General features: G+C 69.2%; 22 protein-coding genes. 7 read left to right on the top strand and 15 right to left on the bottom strand.

Annotated features, from left to right (window positions below):
• Positions 1 to 186: 186 nt before the first annotated feature.
• From AC1DVZ_RS07320 to hemG, 6 genes are all read right to left on the bottom strand, one after another.
• Entirely contained in the window at positions 187 to 519 is a 333-nt protein-coding gene (locus tag AC1DVZ_RS07320) for a hypothetical protein (RefSeq protein ID WP_477617524.1), read from the bottom strand.
• Between the two features lie 854 nt (positions 520 to 1,373).
• Positions 1,374 to 2,840 carry a SulP family inorganic anion transporter gene (locus AC1DVZ_RS07315; protein WP_477617523.1) on the bottom strand — a complete coding sequence of 489 codons (1,467 nt, stop codon included), beginning with the start codon at positions 2,838 to 2,840 and terminating at the stop codon, positions 1,374 to 1,376.
• A gap of 31 nt (positions 2,841 to 2,871) precedes the next feature.
• Positions 2,872 to 3,510: a DUF4389 domain-containing protein gene (locus AC1DVZ_RS07310; RefSeq protein WP_477617522.1), complete on the bottom strand. Its 639-nt coding sequence runs from the start codon at positions 3,508 to 3,510 to the stop codon at positions 2,872 to 2,874.
• The gene (locus AC1DVZ_RS07305; RefSeq protein WP_477617521.1) at positions 3,507 to 4,325 is read right to left on the bottom strand and encodes a 2-oxo acid dehydrogenase subunit E2; all 819 of its coding nucleotides are present in this window, start codon (positions 4,323 to 4,325) and stop codon (positions 3,507 to 3,509) included. The genes AC1DVZ_RS07310 and AC1DVZ_RS07305 overlap by 4 nt, the downstream gene beginning before the upstream one ends.
• A 38-nt stretch (positions 4,326 to 4,363) precedes the next feature.
• Positions 4,364 to 5,917: a carboxylesterase/lipase family protein gene (locus AC1DVZ_RS07300; RefSeq protein ID WP_477617520.1), complete on the bottom strand. Its 1,554-nt coding sequence runs from the start codon at positions 5,915 to 5,917 to the stop codon at positions 4,364 to 4,366.
• Positions 5,918 to 5,976: 59 nt separating this feature from the next.
• Complete coding sequence (gene hemG / locus AC1DVZ_RS07295) at positions 5,977 to 6,513, bottom strand: menaquinone-dependent protoporphyrinogen IX dehydrogenase (protein ID WP_477617519.1); 537 nt, start codon at positions 6,511 to 6,513, stop codon at positions 5,977 to 5,979.
• Between the two features lie 146 nt (positions 6,514 to 6,659).
• Between hemG and AC1DVZ_RS07290 the strand changes: the two genes are divergently transcribed.
• The gene (locus tag AC1DVZ_RS07290) at positions 6,660 to 7,013 is read left to right on the top strand and encodes a hypothetical protein (RefSeq protein WP_477617518.1); all 354 of its coding nucleotides are present in this window, start codon (positions 6,660 to 6,662) and stop codon (positions 7,011 to 7,013) included.
• Between the two features lie 110 nt (positions 7,014 to 7,123).
• A complete protein-coding gene (locus tag AC1DVZ_RS07285; RefSeq protein ID WP_477617517.1) occupies positions 7,124 to 7,786 on the top strand; it encodes a DUF4386 family protein in 663 nt (220 codons plus the stop codon).
• Between the two features lie 74 nt (positions 7,787 to 7,860).
• Here AC1DVZ_RS07285 and AC1DVZ_RS07280 read toward each other — a convergent pair whose 3' ends face one another.
• The 3 genes from AC1DVZ_RS07280 to AC1DVZ_RS07270 all read right to left on the bottom strand — a co-directional run bounded on the left by AC1DVZ_RS07280 (position 7,861) and on the right by AC1DVZ_RS07270 (position 14,425).
• Complete coding sequence (locus tag AC1DVZ_RS07280) at positions 7,861 to 9,234, bottom strand: FAD-binding oxidoreductase (protein WP_477617516.1); 1,374 nt, start codon at positions 9,232 to 9,234, stop codon at positions 7,861 to 7,863.
• A gap of 90 nt (positions 9,235 to 9,324) precedes the next feature.
• Complete coding sequence (locus AC1DVZ_RS07275; protein ID WP_477617515.1) at positions 9,325 to 10,713, bottom strand: FAD-binding oxidoreductase; 1,389 nt, start codon at positions 10,711 to 10,713, stop codon at positions 9,325 to 9,327.
• Between the two features lie 127 nt (positions 10,714 to 10,840).
• A complete protein-coding gene (locus AC1DVZ_RS07270) occupies positions 10,841 to 14,425 on the bottom strand; it encodes a BTAD domain-containing putative transcriptional regulator (RefSeq protein ID WP_477617514.1) in 3,585 nt (1,194 codons plus the stop codon).
• 190 nt (positions 14,426 to 14,615) lie between these two features.
• Between AC1DVZ_RS07270 and AC1DVZ_RS07265 the strand changes: the two genes are divergently transcribed.
• Positions 14,616 to 14,777, top strand: a complete 162-nt coding sequence (locus AC1DVZ_RS07265) for a VOC family protein (RefSeq protein ID WP_477617513.1) — start codon at positions 14,616 to 14,618, stop codon at positions 14,775 to 14,777.
• 24 nt (positions 14,778 to 14,801) lie between these two features.
• A complete protein-coding gene (locus tag AC1DVZ_RS07260; RefSeq protein ID WP_477617512.1) occupies positions 14,802 to 15,044 on the top strand; it encodes a VOC family protein in 243 nt (80 codons plus the stop codon).
• 55 nt (positions 15,045 to 15,099) lie between these two features.
• Here AC1DVZ_RS07260 and frdD read toward each other — a convergent pair whose 3' ends face one another.
• The 5 genes from frdD to AC1DVZ_RS07235 are packed head-to-tail and all read right to left on the bottom strand — an operon-like array spanning position 15,100 to position 18,699.
• Positions 15,100 to 15,468 (bottom strand): fumarate reductase subunit FrdD, encoded by a 369-nt coding sequence (frdD, locus tag AC1DVZ_RS07255; RefSeq protein WP_477617511.1) that lies wholly within the window; start codon positions 15,466 to 15,468, stop codon positions 15,100 to 15,102.
• On the bottom strand, positions 15,468 to 15,893 hold the full coding sequence (locus AC1DVZ_RS07250; RefSeq protein WP_477617510.1) for a hypothetical protein: 426 nt from the start codon (positions 15,891 to 15,893) through the stop codon (positions 15,468 to 15,470). Before AC1DVZ_RS07250 ends, frdD begins: the two co-directional genes overlap by 1 nt.
• Positions 15,890 to 16,672 (bottom strand): succinate dehydrogenase/fumarate reductase iron-sulfur subunit, encoded by a 783-nt coding sequence (locus AC1DVZ_RS07245; protein ID WP_477617509.1) that lies wholly within the window; start codon positions 16,670 to 16,672, stop codon positions 15,890 to 15,892. Before AC1DVZ_RS07245 ends, AC1DVZ_RS07250 begins: the two co-directional genes overlap by 4 nt.
• A gap of 6 nt (positions 16,673 to 16,678) precedes the next feature.
• Entirely contained in the window at positions 16,679 to 18,418 is a 1,740-nt protein-coding gene (frdA, locus tag AC1DVZ_RS07240) for a fumarate reductase (quinol) flavoprotein subunit (RefSeq protein ID WP_477617508.1), read from the bottom strand.
• Positions 18,419 to 18,474: 56 nt separating this feature from the next.
• Positions 18,475 to 18,699, bottom strand: a complete 225-nt coding sequence (locus tag AC1DVZ_RS07235; RefSeq protein ID WP_477617507.1) for a hypothetical protein — start codon at positions 18,697 to 18,699, stop codon at positions 18,475 to 18,477.
• 410 nt (positions 18,700 to 19,109) lie between these two features.
• Between AC1DVZ_RS07235 and AC1DVZ_RS07230 the strand changes: the two genes are divergently transcribed.
• The 3 genes from AC1DVZ_RS07230 to AC1DVZ_RS07220 all read left to right on the top strand — a co-directional run bounded on the left by AC1DVZ_RS07230 (position 19,110) and on the right by AC1DVZ_RS07220 (position 21,229).
• Positions 19,110 to 19,487: a hypothetical protein gene (locus tag AC1DVZ_RS07230; RefSeq protein WP_477617506.1), complete on the top strand. Its 378-nt coding sequence runs from the start codon at positions 19,110 to 19,112 to the stop codon at positions 19,485 to 19,487.
• Between the two features lie 171 nt (positions 19,488 to 19,658).
• Positions 19,659 to 20,141 (top strand): pyridoxamine 5'-phosphate oxidase family protein, encoded by a 483-nt coding sequence (locus AC1DVZ_RS07225; protein ID WP_477617505.1) that lies wholly within the window; start codon positions 19,659 to 19,661, stop codon positions 20,139 to 20,141.
• Between the two features lie 362 nt (positions 20,142 to 20,503).
• Positions 20,504 to 21,229: a phage baseplate assembly protein V gene (locus AC1DVZ_RS07220; protein ID WP_477617504.1), complete on the top strand. Its 726-nt coding sequence runs from the start codon at positions 20,504 to 20,506 to the stop codon at positions 21,227 to 21,229.
• 75 nt (positions 21,230 to 21,304) lie between these two features.
• On the opposite strand, the gene AC1DVZ_RS07215 is transcribed toward AC1DVZ_RS07220, so the two are convergent.
• Positions 21,305 to 22,051: a hypothetical protein gene (locus AC1DVZ_RS07215; RefSeq protein ID WP_477617503.1), complete on the bottom strand. Its 747-nt coding sequence runs from the start codon at positions 22,049 to 22,051 to the stop codon at positions 21,305 to 21,307.
• Positions 22,052 to 22,061 lie beyond the last annotated feature (10 nt).

The raw sequence follows: 22,061 nt of genomic DNA, 5'->3' as shown, positions 1-22,061 counted from the left end.
CTCGCGAGCACTCCCAGCCCTGGCACGAAGTTCCTCGACCAGGTCATCGAGGTCGAGTGAGGACAGCGGCCATCGTGAAGCCTCCGGCGGCACAGGTGAGCCGGCTGCCCGAGTCCCAGAGCGCTTCCCAGTCACGCACGCAGCGTATGCCGTGCCGGTCGGTTCGGGCAGCGCATCCCGGATTGCCTACCTGACATCCAGTTCCTGGTGCATGCCGTTCGCGTAGTGGTTCCGGAGGTTGCAGACGAGCTCGTACCGGCCTGGGCCGAGGTCGACGGTGGTCCAGCCCACGGCGCCCGAGGCCAGGCCTTCACCCGAGTCGGGCCCACAGCCGTTGGACGCTTCCCCCAGGCTGAGGGACTCGTCGACCTGACCGTCCGGGCCGGGAAGGCGCTCGCCCTCGCTGGCACCCTGGTCCAGGGGCAGCACCACCAGCTCATGGGTCCGCCAGCCGACGTTCTCCGCCACCAAGGTCACGCGTCCAGCCGCGACCGTCGCCGGCAGCACACTCAGGCGCATGGGCGTACCCATGGGCACGGCCCCACCCATCACTCGCGTCATGCCCATGTCCGACAGTCGAACCCTGACCGCGTTCCCCGACAGTGTCCTCGGAGCGCGGCACGTGAGGGCTGAGTAGTGGTAGCCGCCTCCGGAGCCGCCCATCATGCCTCGGGACGACTGACCTCCCGAGCAACCGCCCAGGGCAACGCTTCCCGCGACCACACCGATGGCGAGGCGTCCCACGAGTGCAGGGTGTGAGGCCATGTGAACAGTCCATCCGTTCTCCCGGGGTCGGGACAGGGGCGATGGTCCCATGGACTCGCAGAGTCGGGACCAAGGTCCCTGACGAAGGATGGCCCGACATGGGACAAATGAGGTGTCGCAACCGGCAACGGCGGCGACACCGGTGGAACCCACCACCCTCGGTCCCAGGGGAAACCCTTGGGAAGCGCCCTTGACGAGGGGATGCGGTACGTGGCACCCATCGGCCAGCGTGGCCACGTCGGCCACACAGACGAGGCCCCGGACGATTCTCGAATGGTCCGGGGCCATCGCCATGTCGCACGGTGCAAGCAGGAGCCGGAGCGGACGTCTCCCGTCCGACCACAACGGCCATCGTGTGGCTCGCTCGACGCGACTGACCTACGGGGCCTGGAAGCCCCGAGGCGGCCCTCCGAGGTTCGCGATCGACCACTCCACGTACGCGTGAACGGCTGTTGGCAGGGTCATGAAGATTCTCTCCTCCCCCACTCTCGCAATGAATCCCGTGCGCTCGAGGTCGCCACGGAGGTCGTGCTTCACCCGCGCCATGGCGAAGACCATCCCCCGTCGGCCGACCTCGTCTCGCAGCTGCTCCAGGGTGTCCGCCGCGGTCAGGTCGACTGTGACGTTGGCCTCGGCGTTGAGCAGGAACCAGTGTGTCGGCGCGGTGACGAGTCGATCGCCGCCAGAGCGCGCCTCGTGAAGTCCTGTGCATTGGCGAAGAACAGTGGCGAGTCGTACCGGTAGACCACCAGCCCGGGGACGGGGGTGGCCTGCGGGTAGTCGTCGACGTCGTGCATGCCGGCCACCCCGGGGACGTAACCCAGGATGCCGTCGTGTGGTCGCGTGACGCGGTGCACCAGGTCCAGCACCGAAAGGGCAACGGCGACCAGGACCCCTTGCAGGGCCCCGAGCAGGAGGACTGCGGCCGTCGTGCCGACAGCCAGCGCGAACTCGACACGACGAAAGGCGGCGATGCGTCGGAACTCCGACACGTCGACGAGACGCAGCGCGGCATACACGACAATGGCCGCCAGGGCGGCCCGCGGGAAGGCGGCGAGGGCCGGTCCGAGGAATGCGACCGAGAGCACGACGGCGCCCATCGCCACCAGCGAATGGAGCTGGCTGCGACTGCCCAACGAATCACCGATGGCCGTTCGGCTTCCGCTGCTGCTCACGGGAAACCCTTGTGCCGCAGCGGAAGCCAGGTTTGCCGCACCGAGGGCCAGCAGCTCCTGGTTGGCGTCGAGACCAGCCCTGTTGCGGGTCTCGAAGGCGCGCGCGGTCAGCACGTTGTCGGAGAAGGCGACCATTGCGATTCCGAGCGCCGCGGGCAGGAGCATCCGCAGGTCCTCTGCCCCGAGGTGCGGCAGCTGCCGTGGCGGAAGGCCTCGCGGGACGCTCCCCACCACTGCGACACCGGTCGTGTCGAGGTGGAAGACGGCAACGACACCAGTAGCCAACAGCATCCCCATGAGGGGCCCGGGAGCCTTGGGCAAGTAGCGGCTGACAAGCAGGAGGAAGACCAGGACCGCAAGTGCCAGAAGTGCTGTGGGGACGTCGACCCCTCCCAGGTGACGAAGGACGAATCCAACCTCTTCGACGGGTGTGTCGCCCCGCACTGTCAGACCCGTGAGCCTGCCCAGCTGGCTCACCGCCATGAGGACCGCCACTCCGGCCATGTAGCCGACGAGCACTGGCCGAGAGAGCAGGTCTGCCAGGAACCCCAGTCGCGCAACCCAGGCGAGCAGGCAGATGAGGCCGACCAGGCCGGCGAGCGCTGCGGCCAGGGCGGCGTACCGAGCCGGCTGCCCGACGGCGAGTCCGGCCAGCGCCGTGGCAGTCATCAACGCGGTGGTCGACTCCGGCCCTACCGAGAGCTGCGGGGACGACCCCAGCACGGCGTACACGAGCAACGATGCGCCGGCGGCCCACAGGCCTGACACCGCCGGTAGCCCGGCGACCTCGGCGTACGCCATCACCTGCGGGACGAGGTATGCCGCGACCGTGACCCCGGCCAGGAGGTCACCGCGCAACCAACCCCGCTGGTAGCCGCGCAGCATCGCGATACCGGGCATCACCGCCACAGGCCCTCACCGCCACCGGTCATCAGCGAAGGGAGAACGGCGGGTACTCGTCGGTGACGAGGAGGAACGCATAGGCCTGCACACGTAGTCCCCATCGGGCGACGCCGACGACGAAGTCGAACAGCCCCGTTGGGAACTTGCCGGTGAGGAGGATCGCGAACCAGGCCACGACGACGCAGCAGACGGCCGCGATCCACAGGAAGAAGAGGACGACGTAGTGAGGAATGGCGAGCAACCACTTCACGAGCGGAAGCCACCGGTTCAGGTCACGCTCGACGTCCGGATAGTCGATCCCGAGGTGCACCCCCTGCTCGTCGACCGTCGACGGGTACTGGTCGGTCAGCAGTCCGAGGTAGGCGCCGATGCGCGTGCCGAAGCGGGTGAGCTCCACGGCGAAGTCGAACCACCACCGCGGGTACCGACGCCGGACGACGATCATGAGGAGCGTCGCCAAGAACAGGCCGCCGCTGATGCCGCCGCTCGTCCTGCTGACCACCTCACCGCTGTGGTCGTAGAGCGTTTGCGTGGTGCCCGCGGTGAGCACGCCGCTGACGATGGCRATGGGGACGACCAGAACGAGCCGGAAGAGGGTCGTCAGTCTGTTGCGGTCGGCCGCGTAGTCGACCTCGAGACGTGCCGGATAGACGGTCGATGTGGTCATTCTTCCTCCAAGGCATGGTTTGACGAGCCGACCAACGGCAGGACTTGCGGAGTGCCGGTCTGCGATCGCCCACTGGCGGGTTCCTCGAATGCGGCGGCCGTCTCTACCAGCGTGCGCAGTGTCTCTGCGAAGCGAGCCGCCGGGGCGCCGTCGACGACGGCGTGGTCGAAGCTGATGGTCAGGGGCAGCATCGCTCTCGCGACGACCTCCCCGTTCCGGACCACTGGCCTGTCCGCGACGCCACCCACCGTGACCGTCACGGTCAACGGCGCGACCGGGATTGCCCAACCCCAGTTGCGCGTGAACATCCCCACCGACGTGACCGCTACCGCTGGGCCGAACGTCGCCGCGAGGCGTGGTCTGCTGGCGGCCAGGCGGATCCCCGTCCGTCGCAGTGGTCCGGGCATCCGCATGAGTGCACGGGTGAAGCCGCGCGGCTGGTGTGACTCGGCCGGGCCGTGCTTGGCGCGTCGCAGGGCCTCGGAGATGTCAGAGCAGGACCGACGATCCGCGTCCTGGAGTACCACCACGTCGAGGACGGTGCGCCCTTTCCAGTGACGTTCCACCGTGGCAGCGACCTCGACGCGGTCGAAGTCCAGGATGTGGTTCCCGGCCTTGCGGGAGTTCACTCGAGGGTGCAGCGCGACGGCCCGCGCGACACTCGCGATCACGAAGCCCGTCCAGGACACGCGCGGCATCGCAGCCTCGATGCGCGGCTTCACATCCGTCACGTCGAGTTCGAGCAACGCGTGGACCTGAAAGCGTCGGCTGGCCCCCGCCAGCCGGTCCAGCACTGGCTGGCGCTCCTGTGGCACTGGCCGCACCGCATATCCGCTCCCATCTCGGCCGGTCGTCATCGAAGGCCCTTCCAGAGGGTCCGCTCCCAGGCACGGGGGTCGTTGACCATCTGTGGTTCCAGGTCGAAGCGCATCGTGGCCCGGTGATTGGGGTTGTACGCCGACCAGCCGGGATCACCGGTGCTCGCGAACGCGACCCAAGCCGCGTGCATCGCATGTGCCAGCTCTTGCGGGGGGTTGCTCCCGAGCAGCGGTCCGAACAGCGGCGCGTCAGAAGTGGCGGTATCGAAGACGAATGGCACCTCGAGCGCATGGACGGCACCGAGGCCCGGTGAGGGCCAAGCGAATTCGTACATGTAGGTGCGCGAGGTCGCGGAGGTCTCGGCATGCGCGTCTGCGAGTCGGATGGCGGGGATTCGCATCCACCAATCGGTCTGGAGGGTGGCGAGCAGGTCTCCGGGCCCGGTGTGCGGGTACCGCTCTCGATAGGCACGGAGCGCAGCGGTGGCCGTGAGCCCGTAAGCAGCCAGGCATTGGTAGCCGTTGTCGCGGACTGGTCCTGTCAGGATCTCGTCGGTGATCTGACCGATGGCGCCACTGGCCACCAGCCACAGGCGCCACTCGTCGGTGTTCGTACCGACGATGAGGTCGACATGCCGTGCCGAGCCGGCGGCGATCCGGTCGATCGGGGGACCCGGCAGCACCTCACCATCGACCACGGGCTGCCACGGCATCGTGCTGGTCACGACGGTCTGGCCCCAGCGCTCGGGGTCCGGGTCACTCAACAGCTGGTTCTTCAGCTCCGCCTGTGCCACCAGAAGCCGCTCCACCCCAACGCCCGCGATGGCCTCCCGGGTGCGTGCCACCCCCAGCTCGTCGGCAAGGAAGCCGGCGACGCGCAGGGCGTCGTCAGCCGACATAACGTTGTGGGCGGCACCACTCTGCAGGATGGCCCGTCGGAACAGTCCTTCGGCCCGCGGCATCGCAAGCAGCGCACCGATGCTCATCGCGCCGGCCGACTCGCCGAACACGGTGACGTTGCCCGGGTCGCCACCGAAGGCGCGGACGTTCTCCTGCACCCACTCGAGGGCGGCAACCTGGTCGAGCAGGCCAATGTTGGCGATGCCATCCGCAAGGTAGAGGAACCCCTCGGCACCGGGGCGCCAGTTGATGACGACACAGACCACACCATCACGCGCGAACGTGCTGCCGTCGTATGCCGCCGTCGTGCTGAGCTCGAACATCCCACCCTGGATCCACACCATGACCGGCAGCCCGACTGCACCCGGGTCGGGCGTCCAGACATTGAGGTTCAGGCAGTCCTCGAAGCCTGCTGCCCGCTCGACGCCGGCGAAGGCACCCGCGACGTCCTCCCAGTCCTCGCTCGCTCCGCCACTCGGGCCCCCCGTGGACGGTGGAGATACCTGCGGCGGCTCCGGCCCCATTCGAGTCGCATCGCGAACCCCCTCCCAGGGCGTTACCGGCTGAGGCGGACCCAGCCTGTTTGCACCGAACGGCGGCGCCGCATAGGAGATCCCGAGGAAGGCATGGCCACCCTCCACAACGGTCCCCAGCAACTCCCCCCGGGACGTCCTCACTGCGCAGTCCATGCCGCTCATGCTCGCCGCGACCAAGGAGCAACACCACGGGCCAAGGTCCTGCATCGGGCCTACGCGGGCTCCAGCTGGTCGGCGAAGTGGTCGGCGAAGCCCCGGACCGCGTCCCACTCCGTGTAGACGTAGTCTCGGGACGTGTCGATTCCGAGGTGGCCCGGCTTGCCCCGCACGATCTTCTTCATCATGTGCCGCTTGATGAAGCCGTAGTGGGTGTAGAGCAGCGCACCGCCGAAAAGCGCAGTCTTGTCCGGGCGCCACCCGGACTCTTCCGCGAACTGCTCTAGGTACCCCTCGGCCTCCTGGGTGTCTCCATGGGCGGCGAGGCTGACGGAGAAGAACGCCGAAGGGAGGCGAGCCAGGGTGCTGCGGTTCTTGCGGACGAACTCGAGAATGCGTTTGTCGTGCCGACCCATGTGGATGGACGCACCGAAGATCACGGCGTCATAGCCGTCCAGCTGGGGGTCCGACAGGCTCGCAATGTCGACGACCTCCGCGTTGTGGCCTTTGTCACGCATGACTTCCGCGATGACCGCGGCGATCTTGGCAGTTTGTCCCTCGGTTGTCCCATAGGAAATCAGCACCTTGGCCATCGTGGCCGACCTCCTTCGACTGGACCGATCAGAGCCGGGCCGGATGCGCGTCTATGCGCGTGCCGACTCCCAACCATGCTCCCGCTCGCCCAGGGTGCGACCCAGGGACCTTGTGCCCCTCCTGTCACGCCAGCACAGAGCTGTTGATGACCGTGGAGGAGAGTGGCCGCCTGTCGGCGTGGCGCTGGCCAGACAAGACCAAGGTCTGGACCACCGCCGTCATTGCCGACGGATCTCCCGGCGCCAGTCCGGATGGGGTCTTCGTCGCCGTGCCTGCGCAGCGCCGTGTCGCCCTCCTGGACGCGACGACCGGCAAGCTGCTGCGCCCAACGATGGAGCTCCCGGGTTTGGGCCCTCGCCGAGTGACGTGGGAGGACTCGGCACACTTCCTCGCCTCTGACCCGGATGCCTTGGGCGATGGGGTCGCGAGGTGTGCCGCAGCCACCGGCTCCTGCCAGAAGCTGGACCTGGGCGACACTCCGGTGGTGATCGCGCGATGAGGGTCGTGAGGGTCATTGACGGTCTACCGGCCCGGGTGGATCCTCAGAGCTGAGGAGCCGATCGGGGACCAGAGATGATCAAGTCGACGCGCCTTTCGAGGGTCGGTGCTGTGTGCGCCGTTGCCCTGGTTGCCTGCTTCCTGCTGGGCGGCATCTCCATGGCTTCAAGCGGAGTGGAGACGCTGATCCCGGAAACCGGAGAAGCTGGCCTCACGTGGATCGCGGACGTCGACGCGGCCGGCGGACTCTTCTACGTCGGGGCCTGGCTCATCATCCTCATGGGCTTCCTCGGCATCGTGGCCTGGGTGGGGTTCTACGACGTCCTGAGGGATGGCGGCAGGGTGATGGTGCTCGCCCCCATTCTCGGGGCAGTCGGGCTGACGTTGGTCACCTTGTCGCACCTTCTCCCCATCTCGATGGCGTACGAGCTGGTACCGGCCTACACCGACGCCGATGCGGCGTCGCAGGCAACGCTGGCAACGACTTTCGACACCTTTGCGGCGACCGCGTTGGTCACCAACAGTGCAGGAAACTTCCTGGGCTGGGGCGTGGTGATACCACTGTTCTCCGTGGCGATCCTGACGACCCGAGCGCTGCCCCGATGGATCGGATGGCTCGGCATTCTCGTCGGAGTCCTCGCCGGATGGCTGGGACTCCTCTCGCCTGTGTCGAGCGTCTTCGAAGGCATCTCGAGCATCGGCTTCCTCGCATTCTTCGTGTTCATGGCCAGCATGGGCGTCGCCATCCTGCGTCAGCGCTCCCCTGTCGCGTGAGCGCCGGCGACTGACAACAGCGACCCCGGACAGACTCGTGGCCCCCCTGGCTCAGGGGGCCACGACCGCATCTCTCAGTCCAGTACGCCACCGATGGCCATGACCCCGTCCGGGTCATAGGTGCGGATCGCCCTCCGCAGTCGCGCGATGGTCACCTCGTCGTAGGCATCGGCGTAGTCCGCCGGGGTGAAGGTGAAGTTCGGCAGCCGGTAGCCGCCGGTCCACGGGCGCATGGCCTCCAGGATCGCCGCCGCATGGTCCTCGACTCCGGGGATCTCGGCGATACCGACGATCAGGAGCGAGTAGGCAACCTCACGCGACGCGAACGCGCTGGGGTGCTCGCCACCCCGGGCAATCGCGCCGCCCATCTGGCGCACTTCGACGAGCACCTGCGGCGACGCCGCACCTGGTCCCGTCAGCGCGAGCAACTCGTCGATGGCGTCTTGAGGGAAGTCCGTGAGGACAGCCGCCGCCTCGTATGCCGGCGTGGGGTCCAGGGGGTCGGTGTGCACGGAATCGATTGCGGTGTATGGCTTGTGGGCAACATCGTCGAGGATCACCGGAGCCGCCTCGCGCATCGCAGCGAAGTGACGCTGTCCCTCTCCGGCATCGCCGGTCCACACATAGCGCACCGAGAGCGTGAGTCGGCCGGCGAGCGCCGGTGGTACGCCCGGCATGTCCGGCAGCCGGAAGAGCGCGAAGGAGGTGGTGGCCAGCTCGGGGAGGTCGTCCGACCAGGCCCGCCACTTTGCGATGACCGTCGCGGCGTCCGTGCCGTCGAACCACAACGAGCCTCCGTAGAACATCGGCTGGTGCACCAGGTCGAATTCGATCGCCGTGACGATGCCCAGCATTCCCTTGGCGCCGCGGAGGGCGAAGAACAGTTCGGGATGCTCACTGGGCGTGACCCGGCACAGCACACCGTCGCCCGTGACGACCTCGATGGCACGCACCTTGTCGATCGCGAGCCCGTAGGTCCGCGCCATCGGCCCGAGGCCACCGCCAGTGGTGTAGCCGACGATGCCGACGTCGGTGATCGAGCCGGACAGCGGCGCGAGACCGAAGGGTGCAGCGGCCTCGACGACGCGCAGCCACTTCACGCCGGCCCCGACCCGAGCCCAACCCTCGGGGTGGACCACGACCTCGTCGAGGCGCTTCGTCGTGACGAGGAGCTCGGTGAGGAGGTCCGCAATGGGGCCGTGTCCGGTGGCCTGCGGTGTCACCCGCAGACCGTGGTGTTCCGCGAAGCGGACCGCCTCGACGACGTCCTGGTCGGTCTCCGCGGCCACAACGGCTGCTGGCCTGACGGGGACCGCCACGTTCCATGGCGAGACGAGCGCGTCGTACTCCTCGTCTCCGGGAACGGCGACAGTTCCCTGCGTCCGCGCGTTCAGCTCCCCGAAGGGCACACGGCGTTCGAGCGGGGCGGGCGATTCGGCGATGGTCATGATTCCTCCGGGTCTTTCGGTGTGGTGGTGGAGCACCACCGTGACCCCGGGGTCTTGAGACGAACTTGGCGTCGGCTTGAGCCGCAGCCGTCAACTCCCCTGTGCGCCTGGCCGCGGCGAGAGGAACAGCCGCTCGGGGTCCGCTGCCCCGCGGATGTCGACGAGGCGCTGCCACGAGTTGGTCGGCCAGCCGCGCTGCTCGTCCACGTCCGCGTCGGCCATGAGGAGGTATGCCGATCCCGTGGCCCACGGTTGGAGGGCCTCGGTCACCCGGTTGGCGTCTTCCCGCACTGCCGCCCACCCCCCGCCTTGGTCGAGGCCCACGCAGAGGACCAGGAACGACCCATCCATGCGGTCCAGCGCGCCGCCGCGCGGGGTCGGCCGTGACACTGCTCCGCCGAGCTGGCGCAGCTCTACGAAGAGCAGTTCTGACCCCGATCCCTGGCCTGCCGTGGCAACCAGCTCCTCCACTGCCCGTTCGGGAAGCGCGTCGACCAGAACGCTGCTTGCATAGACGGCCGTCGGCTCGAGGGGGTCGAGCTGGAGCTGCGCGACGGAGGCTGCAGAGCGCTCGCCGAAGGTGTCGATCTCCGCGCCGAGGGCCCGCAGCGGCGCGAGCACCTGCGTGGCGGCCTCGCGCCCCGCAAGCACGACCGCGTCGATCATCACGAGCCTGCGTCCCCGGACATCAGCCGGAAGCCACGGCAGGTCGGGCGCCTGGAAGAGCCGGGCGACGCTGGTGACCTGGTCCGAAGCGGCTGCGGCCCACGAACCCCACGCCGTCAGCACCCGCTGGGCGTGGGTCCAGTCCCAGGCGAGCATCCCGGCATACACCGTGCTCACGGGGAGGAGGTCGAACTCGAGCGCGGTGACGACACCGAAACCGCCACCACCGCCGCGTGCCACCCACAGGAGGTCGCTGTCGACCTCGTCCGTCGCTCGGACGAACGTGCCGTCCGCCAGGACCAGCTCGACCGCCGTGATCGCACTGCACTGCAGCCCGTGCTGGCGGGCGTACCAGCTCAGCCCGCCCCCGAGCGACGATCCGACGACGCCGACGCCGGGGCTCGACGTGTGCAGCGCTGCGAGGCCGACTCGGCTGGCTCGCGCCACGGCGTCACCCCAGAGCACACCCGCGCCGACGCGCGCGGTGCGTCGCGTGGCGTCGACCCGCACCTCGGTCATGGCCGAGGTGCGCAACAGGACAGCATCGCCGAGGTGGCCGGCGAGCGGCGGTGCGCCATGGCCGGTGCCCTGAGGTGCGACCTTGAGGCCGGCGGACGCCGCCGCGCGGAGCACCGTGGCGACCTCATGAGGGAAGGCCGGATAGGCCACAGCGGCGGGATGGGAGTCGGCCTGGAGGTTCCACGGCATACGTGCCTCGTCGTATGCCGGGTCCCCGGGAAGGTGCACGGCGCCGCCGCACAGTCCGCGCAGGAGCTGCGCTCCTGACGGAGCGAGGGATGCGGACTCGGGCACCATGGGAATCCTCACGATCGGGGCGTACCACGATGACAAGGACGACTTGAGGGCAACTTGAGCCCCTTCGCGGGAGCTTGTCGGCGGACATCCGCAGCCGTGGTGACGCAGGCAGCTCTGGCCGATTTCATGGCGGCCCCCCTTGCACCAACTCGAGCACGGCACGCACCGTGCCTGGCGTGAGGAACAGGCGTTGGGCGACCTCATTGACGTCGAGCCCGCTTGCAGCGAGCTCGGTGACACGCCGCTGGCGGCTCGTGATCCGGGGAGGGACACCATCCACCTCGGCGCTTCTCTCTCCCCGCTCGACGAGCGCTGATACCGCGTCGCGAACGACCACTGCGGCCCCACACGCGCGGGCGGTGGCGAGAGCGGCCTGCAGGAGGGGCACCGCCTCCTCCTGGGCGATCGCCTCGGACCGCCCAAGAGCGACTTGGGCACGAGCCTCTTCCAGGACTGCGCACGTCCCCGAAAGGACCTCGACGGCCTCGCGGAGGTGCGCTGCCCCCTCAGCGCCGCGCAGCTCTCCCAGCAGGCGCAGCGACGGCCCCAGCGCCGTGGGCGCACCCCAGGCTCGCAGGAGGTCGACCTCCTCCTGAGCCAGCGCGACCGCTTCGTCGGTGCGCCCGAGCGCAGAAAGCGCCCGTGCCGTGAGCCCACGCCACGGAGCCCAGGCCGGGTTGACCGCCGGGGGGTTGTCGACGGAGGAGGTCAGCTCGCCGAGGGCCTCGGATGGTCGGCCCTGCTCGATGAGCAGCCGAGCTGCGGCCTCCCGCATCAGCCTGCCGCCCTCGCCGACCCAGGGCAGCCCGCGTCCGTCCTCCAGGCTCGCGGCGGCGGCGTCCAGGTCGCCCAGGTCGGTCAGGACGCCGAGAGTGAAGGCCGCGGCGTACGTCGACGTGATCCCGGAGATGCCCCACACGCGCTGCTGTTCGACGGCGTCTGCCAGCGACTGCAAGGCGTCATCGAGCTGGCCACCACGCCACTGGGCGAAGCCTCGCCAGAGGTTCACCGAGAGCGCCGCAAACAGTCCGCCCGTCGCATGGGCTCGGGCAAGAGCACGGTCCCAGAAGTCGCCCAGCTCGTCGTCGGCCAGCAGCAGCACGTTGGCGGCCACGATCCAGAGCAGCCCGTTGTCCACCGCCAGGAGGCGGTCCCCCGCCAAGGCGAATCGAGCCAGTCGCACCGCACCCTCTCGATCCTGTCCCTCGCGCAGCAGCTCGTAGGACAACGTCGCGGCAAGCATCCGGGCCCCGTCGCCCTCACCGGAGACCTCGGGCACCGGCCCTGCACGGTAGGAGTCAGGCGGCAGGCCGTGCATGAGGCCCGTGATGCGCTGCAGCGCGAGCAGGCCCTGCCGATCGTCGTCGAGGTGGTCAGGGAGGTCTGCTGCTGCCGCGCGCGCAAAGGCTGTCGCTATCCCGGGAGGGGAGACGAACACCTGGGTGCGGGCAATGTCCATCGCCAGGAGCGCGCGCTCGTGCGGCTCGTCCATGGCGGCGTATGCATCGCAGAGATGGGCGACACCCGAGGGACCGTCGACCAGGGTTTCGACGCGTCCGAGCTCGACCAGCACCCGAGCACGATCGGGTTCGGACACCGGCTCCTCGAGCGCTCGCCTCAATAGCCCGACACCCGCATCGGCAGCACCTCGCGAGATCGCGGTCCCAGCCGCTGCCCGCAGCAGCGCCACGGTGGCGGCACTGCCCCGGTGTGGTGCCCTCAGGACGTGAACCGCGACCTGCTCGGGCCGCGCGCCGAGCTTCAGCAGCACCTGCGCGGCCCGGTCGTGGTGCAGCGCCCGCTCGCCGGCCGAAAGGTCGTCGTAGATGGCGTCGCGGACCAACGGATGGACGAAGGTCAGGTGCCCGTCGTCCGTGAGGATCTCGCTCCGGCTCAGGATGTCGAGGGCGGTGGCCACCTCGTCCTCGGCCAGCTGGGCCAACGCTGCCACCGTCGGCACGCCCGCGGCCTCGCCCAGCACCGCGACTGCACGCGCGGCGGCCGTGACTGTCGGCGGCATCCGGCGCAGCCGCAACGTCACCAGGGCCGACACGGCACGAGAGCCGACTGCTCGCACGGTGTCGACGTGGGAGACGTCGGGCCGGACACCCTCGTCCGCCAGGGCGCGGAGCAGCTGCCGCAGCAGCAGTGGGTTGCCCGATGTCATGCGATGACAGGCTTCGATGAACGCGTCGGCCCCGTCGCCGAGCCGTGCCTGGACGAGGGTGGCTGCCGCTTCCGTGGACAGCGGCGCAGGGCGGAGCAGGGTGACCGACGTGTCCAGGGCGAGGTCCGCCAGCAATGCGTCGTCAGGATGCTGTTCGCCCGTCCGCATGGCCAGCACGACGAGGGCGGGGAGCCCTTCGAGTCGCTTGACGAGGTACGCGAGATACCGAAGCGAAGCGCTGTCGCACCACTGGATGTCATCGACGCAGATCACCAGCGGTCCTTCGCTCGCGAGGTTCACGGTCAGCCAGTAGAGGCCGTGGAGGACGGCAAAGCTTCCGTTGTTCGAGGTTTCGTCGGCCGCCACCTCCTCGAAGACCGGCCTCGCAACCGCGGCTGCGCCGCCGAGCAGCCTGTCGCGGGCTGCCAGGTCGCTGGTGCAGGGTTCGAACAGCTGGCGCACCGCCCCGAAGCCAAAGGAACGCTCGAGCTGGCTCCCCCGGGCGGAGAGCACCCGGACCCCAGCCGCCGTCGCCAGACGCATGACCTCGACGAGGAGGCGCGTCTTGCCGATGCCAGCCGGGCCCTCGACGAGCACGCAACCGGGGCTCCCGTCGCCCAGCTCGTCCACCATCCGCCGCAGGGTGGCGACTTCCCGCGCACGGTCTACGAGGTCGGACGAAACAGCTGGATCAGGGGACCCTCCTGCGACAGGCGGCTCCCCCACACGCGGCTCCCCCACTGGCAGCCCGACCCTGCCGCGCGGGGCTGGTCCGTCGAGGGCTGGGGACTGGGCGAGGACCTCGGCCTCGAGAGCCCGCAGGGCTGGCCCGGGATCCACGCCCAGCTCTTCGGCGAGGGTCTCGCGCGCCCTCCGCAACGCCGCCAGCGCCCCTGCCTGCCGCTGTGCTCGGTACAGCGCAAGGGCGAGGAGCCGCCATCGCTCCTCCCTGAGCGGGTCCTCAGCGACCAGTGCCTCGAGCTCACCGATGACCACGGCGGCGTCCCCCAGCCGCAGCCTCGTCTCGAGCCGACGCTCGCGGGCCACCGCGTGCAACTCGGTGAGGCGCAGGGCTTCGGCCTCGACCCAGGGCTCGCCCAGGTACTCGGCATAGGCCGGACCCCGCCACAGCCGGAGGGCCTCGTCCAGCGCGCGCATCGCATCGGCCGGCGCGAGCCCCGCCGAGGAGTCCAGGGCTCGTTCGAAGCACCAGGCATCGACGGAGTCGGGCGGGAGCCGCAGGACGTACCCGGCAGCCTCGCTTGCGATGACACCGTCGCGCTGGCGAGCCACTGCCTCGGGTTGGAGGCAGCGTCGCAGATGGCTGACGTACGACTGGAGGGCGCCGGCCGGGTTTGACGGTGGGTTGTCGCCCCAGACGCACCCTGCGAGGCGCTCGGCAGAGACGACCTGGTCACGCCAGATCACCAGCGCGGCGAGGACGGCGCGCTGGCGCCGCCCGCCAAGATCTACGACCGCACCATCGCGGGTGGCCGCGAGCTCGCCGAGCACTCGGAGTCGCATCGTCGTCCCGAGCTCCACCCCGCTCCCCAGTCTGCTCCGTCACGCAGGTGGCGACCGCCCGAACGGGCGTGGTCCAGCGCACCCTTCAAAAGCCACCCGCAGGACCGGATCAAGAGTCCCGCGGGAGGATCGTCTCGGCAACCCCCGCCGCCAGCCCGCCACCAAACCCAGCCACCCAAACACGCCACACCTTGTGAGGAGAAGCACGATGAACCCACCGCTCCAGATGCGGCTCGTGATCGAGGCCGCCGACTACGACGAGGCGGTGCGGTTCTACCGGGACGCGCTCGGCTGCCCTGTGGAGCTCCAGGTCCACGGAGACGATGGCGAGAAGGTGACCATCCTCGACGTGGGCCGAGCCACCCTCTAGATCTCCAACCCACGCCAGGTCGACATGATCGACCGCGTCGAGGTGGGCCGCCGAGTCAGCCCACGCCTGCGCGTCGCGTTCGAGGTCGCCTCTGTGCGTTCGGTGACCGACCGCCTCGTCAGCGCCGGTGCCGAGCTGATCGCCGAGCCGACCACCACACCGTGGGACTCGCTCAACGCCCGACTCCAGGCGCCCGCCGACCTGCAGATCACCGTGTTCGAGGAACTCGGTCCCGCCACGGTCACGCCACCTCGGCCAACCACTTAGGTCGATGCTGCCCCTCCGACCCTGTCGACGGGTCGGTCGCCGGTCCCCTGCGACGCTAGCCCGCCCGCGCCGCGACGGCCTGCCAGAGCACCACGAGCGCAGCCACGGACCCCACGGCGACCAGCGTGTAGACCGTCAGGTTGATGGCCCGCTGGTGCGCCTTGAGCAACAGGCCGTCGAACAGCGTGTAGCGAAAACGCTGCGCCCAGTGGAAGAGCGCGAGCACGCAGACGCCGAGGAGCACCAGCGCCACCAAGGGGTGCCCCAGGACACCCAGCACCCGTTCTCGGCTGGGTTCTGACACCCAGCCGAGCGGTGTGGCGAGCGCGAACAGGAGGACCAGCACGGGCAGGAAGATCGCCGCCATGACGCCGCCCGCACTGAACAGCAGCCACAGCACCGGCTCCGCACCACGCCTGGCCATCATCGCATCACCAGCCAGGCCACCAGCGCCGACACCACGACCCACGCGGCATACGCACCGCCTGCCACTGCCGCCGGCGGCAGCCTCCGGCCACCAACCCGCACCACCATCGCTGCCGGGGTGAGGTTGAACCACGTGACCGCATGGAGCACGAGGAAAGCCAGGGTGACCACGTCGAGCACCACCACCCACGGCGTGCAGGCCCAGTCCAGGAACGCCCGGTACTCGGCCTCGCCCTGCGCCACCGCCCGAACGAGCAGCAGCACCAACACCACCGCCCAGGCGACGAACACGGCACTGATCTCGCGCAGCACGAAGAAGGCATAGCTCCGTTTGTGCAGCCACCACAGGATGCTGACCGGCCTCCGATAGGTGGGTGGCCCGCTTCCCGGTCCTTGGTATGCCGCGTCACCGCGGGTGCTCATCGCGTCCCCCGAGGCAGCACGAAGCTTTTCAGGGACTGCAGGGCCGCGGTGAGCTTGTACCGCTGGATCGCGCCCGCCGGGTCGACACCCTTGGGGCAGGCTCGAGTGCACTCGCCGACGAAGGTGCAGCCCCAGATCCCCTCGGGGTGGATGAGCAGGTCCATGCGAACGTCGGCGCCCTGATCGCGGGAGTCGAGGTTGTAGCGCTGTGCCAGGGCAATCGCCGCGGGACCGATGAAGTCGGGGTCGAGCCCGTACACCGGGCAGGCCGAGTAGCAGAGCATGCAGTTGATGCACATGCTGAACTGCGAGTACTCCTCGAGCTGCTGCGGCGTCTGGAGGTACTCGCCCTCGGAGACCGGCCTCTCCTCGTCCCGCACGATCCACGGGTTGACCTGGGGGAGCTTGCGCATGAAGTCGCCGATGTCCACGACAAGGTCACGGATCACCGGGAAGTTGGCGAGTGGCTCGACCTTGATCGGCCCCGGCGCGTGGTCGACCAGGAAGGTCGCACAGGTGAGCCGGGGCTCACCGTTGACCGTCATGCCGCAGCTGCCGCAGATCCCCATCCGGCAGGACCAGCGGTAGGACAGGGTGCCGTCCCGGTGGTCCTTGACGTGGTTGAGGCCATCGAGGACGGTCCAGTCCTTGCGCAGCGGGACGTCGAACTCCTCGACGGTGGGCTCGGCGTCCTGGTCGGGGCGGTAGCGCGTCACCTGGAGGGTGACCGTCTCGGTGGGCGTTGCCGTGGTCGTGCCCGTGCTGGCCGTGTCAGCCATGCGCACTCATCTCCCGTACACGCGTTCGCCGGGCGGCCACCGGGTGAGGGTGACCGGCAGGTACTCGATCTCGGGTGTGCCCCCTGGTCCGCGAACGGCCAGCGAGTGGGCCAGGAACCGCTCGTCGTCCCGTGCCGGGAAGTCGAGCCGCTGGTGCGCGCCGCGGGACTCCTCACGCTTGAGGGCCGAGGCGAGGATCGCCTCGGCCACGTCGAGCATGTTGGACAGCTCGAGTGCCGCCACGAGCTGGGTGTTGAACGCCAGACTGTGATCCTCGATCGCCACGGACTCAGACTGCTGCTGCAGGTCCCGCAAGGTCGCCGCACCCTTGGTCAGCGATGCCTCGGTGCGGAAGATGCCCGCGCTCTCCTCCATGACGTCCTGCATGGCGGTCCGGACATCCGCGATGCGCACCCGGCCGTCGCTGCGGTCCCGCAGGTCGCGCTCGAGCCGGCGCACCTCTTCGCGCGCCTGGGTTTCCACTGCCGCACCGGGATCGGTCGCACCCGCGGCATACTCGGCAGCTGCCCGCCCCGCGCGAGCCCCGAAGACGAGGCACTCCGGGAGCGAGTTGGAGCCCAGCCTGTTCGCGCCGTTGATGCTCACGCACGCCGCCTCGCCCGCGGCATACAGTCCAGGCAGTGGCGTCGCCCCGTCGATGTCGGTGTGGACCCCGCCCATCATGTAGTGCACGACCGGCCGGACCGGCACGAGCTCTCGGACCGGGTCGATGTTCTCGTACTTCAGGCACAGCTCGCGGACGAACGGCAGCTTGGCGTCGATGAGCTTCGCGCCCAGGTGCCGCAGGTCCAGATAGACGACCGGCCCGTATGCCGTGCTGCCGGTCCGCCCCTTCTCCTCCTCGTGCACGAAGGCCTGGGAGAGCCGGTCGCGCGGCCCGAGCTCCATGCTCCGCAGGACCGGATTGGGGTCGGGCTTGCCGAGGTCGTAGTCCTGGAGGTACCGGTAGCCGTCCTTGTTGAGCAGCCAGCCACCCTCGGCCCGGGCGGCCTCCGTGATAAGGATGCCGGTGAACGGGAGCCCCGTCGGGTGGTACTGGACGAACTCCATGTCCTTGAGCGGCACGCCGGCCCGCCAGGCCAGGGCCATGCCGTCACCGGTGTTGATGTTGGCGTTGGTGGTGAAGGGAAAGACGCGCCCACAGCCACCGTTGCAGAGGATGACCGCCTTGGCGGTGATGGCCTCGATCCGCCCTGTGGACAGCTCGACCGCCACCACTGCCTGGACCCGGCCGTCGTCGACGAGCAGCCTCATGACGAACCACTCGTCGTAGCGCGCCACCGCCGGGTACTTCAGTGAGGTCTGGAACAGCGTGTGGAGCATGTGGAACCCGGTCTTGTCGGCCGCGAACCACGTGCGCATCCTCTGCATGCCACCGAACGCGCGCACCGCGATGTGGCCGTCCCGCTGCCGACTCCAGGGACAGCCCCAATGCTCCAGCTGCAGCAGCTCGCGAGGAGCCTCGCGCACGAAGGCCTCGACCGCGTCCTGGTCGCAGAGCCAGTCGCTGCCGGACACCGTGTCGTAGATGTGCTCCTCCACGCTGTCGCCGGCGGCGATCACTCCCGCAGCGCCACCCTCGGCCGAGACCGTGTGGCTGCGCATCGGATACACCTTGGAGACGATCGCGACCCGAAGCTGCGGGCTGGCCTCGGCGATGGCGATGGCCGCGCGGAGCCCGGCAGCGCCACCGCCGACGATCAGGACGTCATGGTCGGCGTTCATCACGTCGCCCGGTACGGTGCGGCCGGGAGCTCTTCGGCGTCATCCAGCATGGCGCCTCACTCGCCCCGCAGCTCTTCGTCGACCAACACCCTGCCGTTGTGGTGGACCACCCGGGTGTGGACGCTGCCGTCGTGGAAGGCGTCGCGAAAGTCCTGGCAGCCACAGGCATAGTGCAGGTGCTCGACGACCATGCCGTCGTCGTCGCGGTCGGTGTAGCGCACGCCGGCCATGACCTTCCCGCAGGGTGCGACTTCCCCGGTGAAACTCGTCCTCGTCGCCACGACACACCGCCTTCGCGCAACTACCTCCAGCATGCTCCCCAGCGGCGGCAACGGGAAGGGCCGCGAGCGGGAGGGCAGGGACCGAAAGGGGGTCCACGACCAGCCATGACTGGAGCGGCCGCGAGCCGGACGGAGTATCGGGCTCGGGGCCGAGCCCACCCTGGCAGCGTGAGCGACGCGTCGGGATCCACCAGGAAACCCGCGCCACGGCGCCGCGTGTTCCCGCTTATGCCACGATGCCTCGAGGTGCGGTCCGCGTCGCGGGACTGCGCTGTTTGCATCTGCTGTTGGACCGATCGCGGTGCCATGTTGTCTGCGTGAACGGTCCCTTGGGAGAAGGCGCGCCTCAAGCCTCGGGCGGATTGCCGGGCAAGCCGCGTGGGACATTGGGGCGAGCCCTGGTCCGCGCCATGGTCACGTTGCTCGTGTGCGACGTGGTCGGTGGCTTCATTGCCGTCGCATCGGGCGTCGACACGTGGGACCACGCGTGGGGCTTCGACACCGAGTACACGGTGCCGCTCCCAGTCGGCGTGGTTCAGCTCGCCCTGGCTTGGTTGGCCGGCCGCGACGTGCGGCCTCCCGTTGGGTTCATCGCGGCCCTGCTACTCAGCGCGTTCTGCCTGACCAGCCTGTTGTTCGGGTCGTTCGACGGTGACCTCAGGGGGAACATCGCGTCGGCTGGGTGGTTCTCATGGGGAGTGGTCTGGGGATTCGTGCTGCTCCTCGTCACTGGCGTCGTCGGTGTGCTCGCCGCGGCCCAGGCGAGGCGGCTCCGCCGGCATCCCTGATGGCCCGAAGCGCAGGTTGGCAGCTCAGGTCCCGTGTCGATGACCGGCCAGGCGAGACGCCATTCGGGGCCTTGCCCCTCATCACAATGGGGGGCTTGCCGACGCGCTGAGGGCAGGTACGTTGAGGAGATGCGGACCATCAATCTGGGAAAGGCGGAGGGGCTGCCGTCGGTGGACTGGGACGCCGTTGCCGCGAAGCTCGACGCGGGTTCTGCGCCGGCGACCGACGCAGCGAACGCCCGCACGACATGGTTGTCCACCATCAACGAGGACGGCAGTGCGCATGTGACCGCCGTCGGTGCGGTCTGGGTGGACGGCACCTTCTGGTTCCAAACCGGCGGCGGTACGCGCAAGGGGCGCAACGTCGCGCGCGACCCGCGCTGTTCTGTTGCGGTGTCGATCCGCGATGCGGACGTGGTGATCGAGGGTGACGCAGCGCGGGTGACCGAGCCGGACGTGGTGGCACGCATCGCGAAGGCGTGGGCCGACAGCGGGTGGCCGGCGGAGCCTGACGAGTCCGGGTCGGGCATCACTGCACCGTTCAACGCACCGTCGCAGGGACCCCCACCGTGGAACGTGTACCGCGTCGAACCACGCTCGGCCACCGTGGTCATGGCGACGGAGCCGGGCGGCCTGACCCGCTTCGACTTTTGACACCTCGCCCACACCGGCTCCCGACCCATCAAACCTTTGCTGGTCACCGGTAAGGGTCGGTGATCCTCCGTAGGTCGCTGAGGGCTTCGCGGAGCTGTTGCATGCGCTCAGTGCCGAGGTGCGCGCGCCACTCCTCCTCGATGCGTACCTCCTCGGCGCGGGCGTGCCGTATCGCCGACCTCGCGCGAGCGGTCATGCGTACCAAGCGGGCCCGGCCGTCGTGGGGTGCTGACGCGACGGCATACCCTGGCGAGCTGCGGGCCATGGACTGGCCACGCGGCATACCCTCCCGCGCCCACCGTGCCATGGCTGGAAGCGGTGGACGCGCGGATACTGGCAGGCATGAGCGGACGCCTGGGCCAATGAGCGGCGACAACGCCCCGACGGGCCGGCCACACCTTGAGGACCTGGTCCACCGTGCTCGCACCACGCTGAGGGACTGGACGGACACGACCCACACCGATCCGGGTGTGGCCCTGTTGGAGCTGTTCGCCTACGTGGGTGAGCTCCTCAGTCGGCACGCCGACGAGGTCGCGGCCGAGGCATATCTGGGTACCGGACGTCGCCACCGGTCGGCGGGTCGTCGACACAGCATCGAGCTCGAGGTCGACGGGCAGCAGTGGCGTCAGGTCACCGACCTCGCCGACTCGAGCGCGGAGGACCGTCATTACGTCGTCAGCCGACGCGATGACGGTGCGAGCGTCATCGAGTTCGGGGACGGCGTGCATGGTCGGAGACCGCCGGCACACGGCTCGATGCGCGTTCGCTACAGGCAAGGTGGCGGGTACGCGTCGGTGCTCCTGCAACACGACCGCGTCATCATCGACACCGATGAGGGGAAGGAGTCTTCCCGTCCCACCTGCGGGGTGTATGCCGCTGGGGTGCTCGACAACGCGGACCCGCTCGGGCAACGACGTCTGTTCGTTCGCGTTCCAGCGGTCAGCGGAGACGAAGGGGTGTGGGCCACGGCTTGCCTACCGGTAGTCGGCACCACCGAGGTCCCGGCCATCGGCGACGGCGTCTGGGTCGCCCTCGAGTCCTGCGACCCATCACGACCCGTGTGGTTGGGCCGGCGCATCACCCATTGAACCCGGTGCAACCCGGGTCACAGGGCCTCCACTCTCGCGTGTGATCACGGCGTGTTCCCAGCGTGCGGGGAGCCCTCATGGCCTTCCCGATTCCTCGTGCGCGACCGGGTCGGGCACCACAGCGTCGGTCGTTGGATCCGCGCGGTGGCGCAACAGGGCGATGCCCGTGCTGAGCATGAAGAGGAAGAAGGCGATGAAGCCGATCGAGCTGAGCCCTTCGGTCAGGCCGGACGCGGGCGCGAGCAACCCGATCCAGCCTGCACAGACGGCGACGACCGCCCCGAGCCAGCCGATCCAGTGGGGCACTACCGCTGTCGTCAGGATCGCGTAGGCGAGCATCGGGATCGCGACTCCCCAGCCCAGGAAGTTGCCGGCATCGTTCGTGACCAGCGCGATCGACGTCAGCGTCTCGAACGCCCCGGCGAGCGACTCCTGCGCGGGCCCGCTCGCCTTGGTGTAGGCCGGGACGAGCTCGTTCGCCATGGCGATCGGGATCAGATGCGAGAGGGTCACGAGCGTCAGACCGACGGCGCCGAGGATCGGCGCGATGACCAGGACTCGACCAGCCTCGCGCAGCGCGTCGTAGAAGCCGATGAGCGCGACGATGCCGAAGTAGCCGCCGAGGATCGCCAGCCAGCCGCCGACGACGAAGGCAGGCCCGGCACCGTCGACCTCACCGATCCAGGCAAGCCCGTGCGGACCGGTCTCGGGGATGAGCGTAGGGACGCCGCTGCTCGTGGTGAACGCGATGGCGAGCCCGAACGTGGCGAAGACCAGGACGGCGCACACCGCTCCGGCCGTCCTGAGACTGAGGTTTGTCATTGAGGTTTCC

The sequence above is a fragment of the Pedococcus sp. P2_E5 genome (genome assembly GCF_056403895.1).
The sequence above is the reverse complement of the archived record's forward strand: the minus strand, read 5'-3'. Positions and strand labels throughout refer to the sequence as shown.

Excerpts from the sequence above, each read along its gene's own strand:
- AC1DVZ_RS07320 (WP_477617524.1), bottom strand. The coding sequence starts at position 519 with ATGCGCCTGAGTGTGCTGCCGGCGACGGTCGCGGCTGGACGCGTGACC.
- AC1DVZ_RS07315 (WP_477617523.1), bottom strand. The coding sequence starts at position 2,840 with ATGCCCGGTATCGCGATGCTGCGCGGCTACCAGCGGGGTTGGTTGCGC.
- AC1DVZ_RS07300 (WP_477617520.1), bottom strand. The coding sequence starts at position 5,917 with ATGGACTGCGCAGTGAGGACGTCCCGGGGGGAGTTGCTGGGGACCGTT.
- hemG (WP_477617519.1), bottom strand. The coding sequence starts at position 6,513 with ATGGCCAAGGTGCTGATTTCCTATGGGACAACCGAGGGACAAACTGCC.
- AC1DVZ_RS07290 (WP_477617518.1), top strand. The coding sequence starts at position 6,660 with ATGACCGTGGAGGAGAGTGGCCGCCTGTCGGCGTGGCGCTGGCCAGAC.
- AC1DVZ_RS07280 (WP_477617516.1), bottom strand. The coding sequence starts at position 9,234 with ATGACCATCGCCGAATCGCCCGCCCCGCTCGAACGCCGTGTGCCCTTC.
- AC1DVZ_RS07265 (WP_477617513.1), top strand. The coding sequence starts at position 14,616 with ATGAACCCACCGCTCCAGATGCGGCTCGTGATCGAGGCCGCCGACTAC.
- AC1DVZ_RS07260 (WP_477617512.1), top strand. The coding sequence starts at position 14,802 with ATGATCGACCGCGTCGAGGTGGGCCGCCGAGTCAGCCCACGCCTGCGC.
- frdD (WP_477617511.1), bottom strand. The coding sequence starts at position 15,468 with ATGGCCAGGCGTGGTGCGGAGCCGGTGCTGTGGCTGCTGTTCAGTGCG.
- AC1DVZ_RS07250 (WP_477617510.1), bottom strand. The coding sequence starts at position 15,893 with ATGAGCACCCGCGGTGACGCGGCATACCAAGGACCGGGAAGCGGGCCA.
- AC1DVZ_RS07245 (WP_477617509.1), bottom strand. The coding sequence starts at position 16,672 with ATGGCTGACACGGCCAGCACGGGCACGACCACGGCAACGCCCACCGAG.
- frdA (WP_477617508.1), bottom strand. The coding sequence starts at position 18,418 with ATGAACGCCGACCATGACGTCCTGATCGTCGGCGGTGGCGCTGCCGGG.
- AC1DVZ_RS07230 (WP_477617506.1), top strand. The coding sequence starts at position 19,110 with ATGGTCACGTTGCTCGTGTGCGACGTGGTCGGTGGCTTCATTGCCGTC.
- AC1DVZ_RS07220 (WP_477617504.1), top strand. The coding sequence starts at position 20,504 with ATGAGCGGCGACAACGCCCCGACGGGCCGGCCACACCTTGAGGACCTG.
- AC1DVZ_RS07215 (WP_477617503.1), bottom strand. The coding sequence starts at position 22,051 with ATGACAAACCTCAGTCTCAGGACGGCCGGAGCGGTGTGCGCCGTCCTG.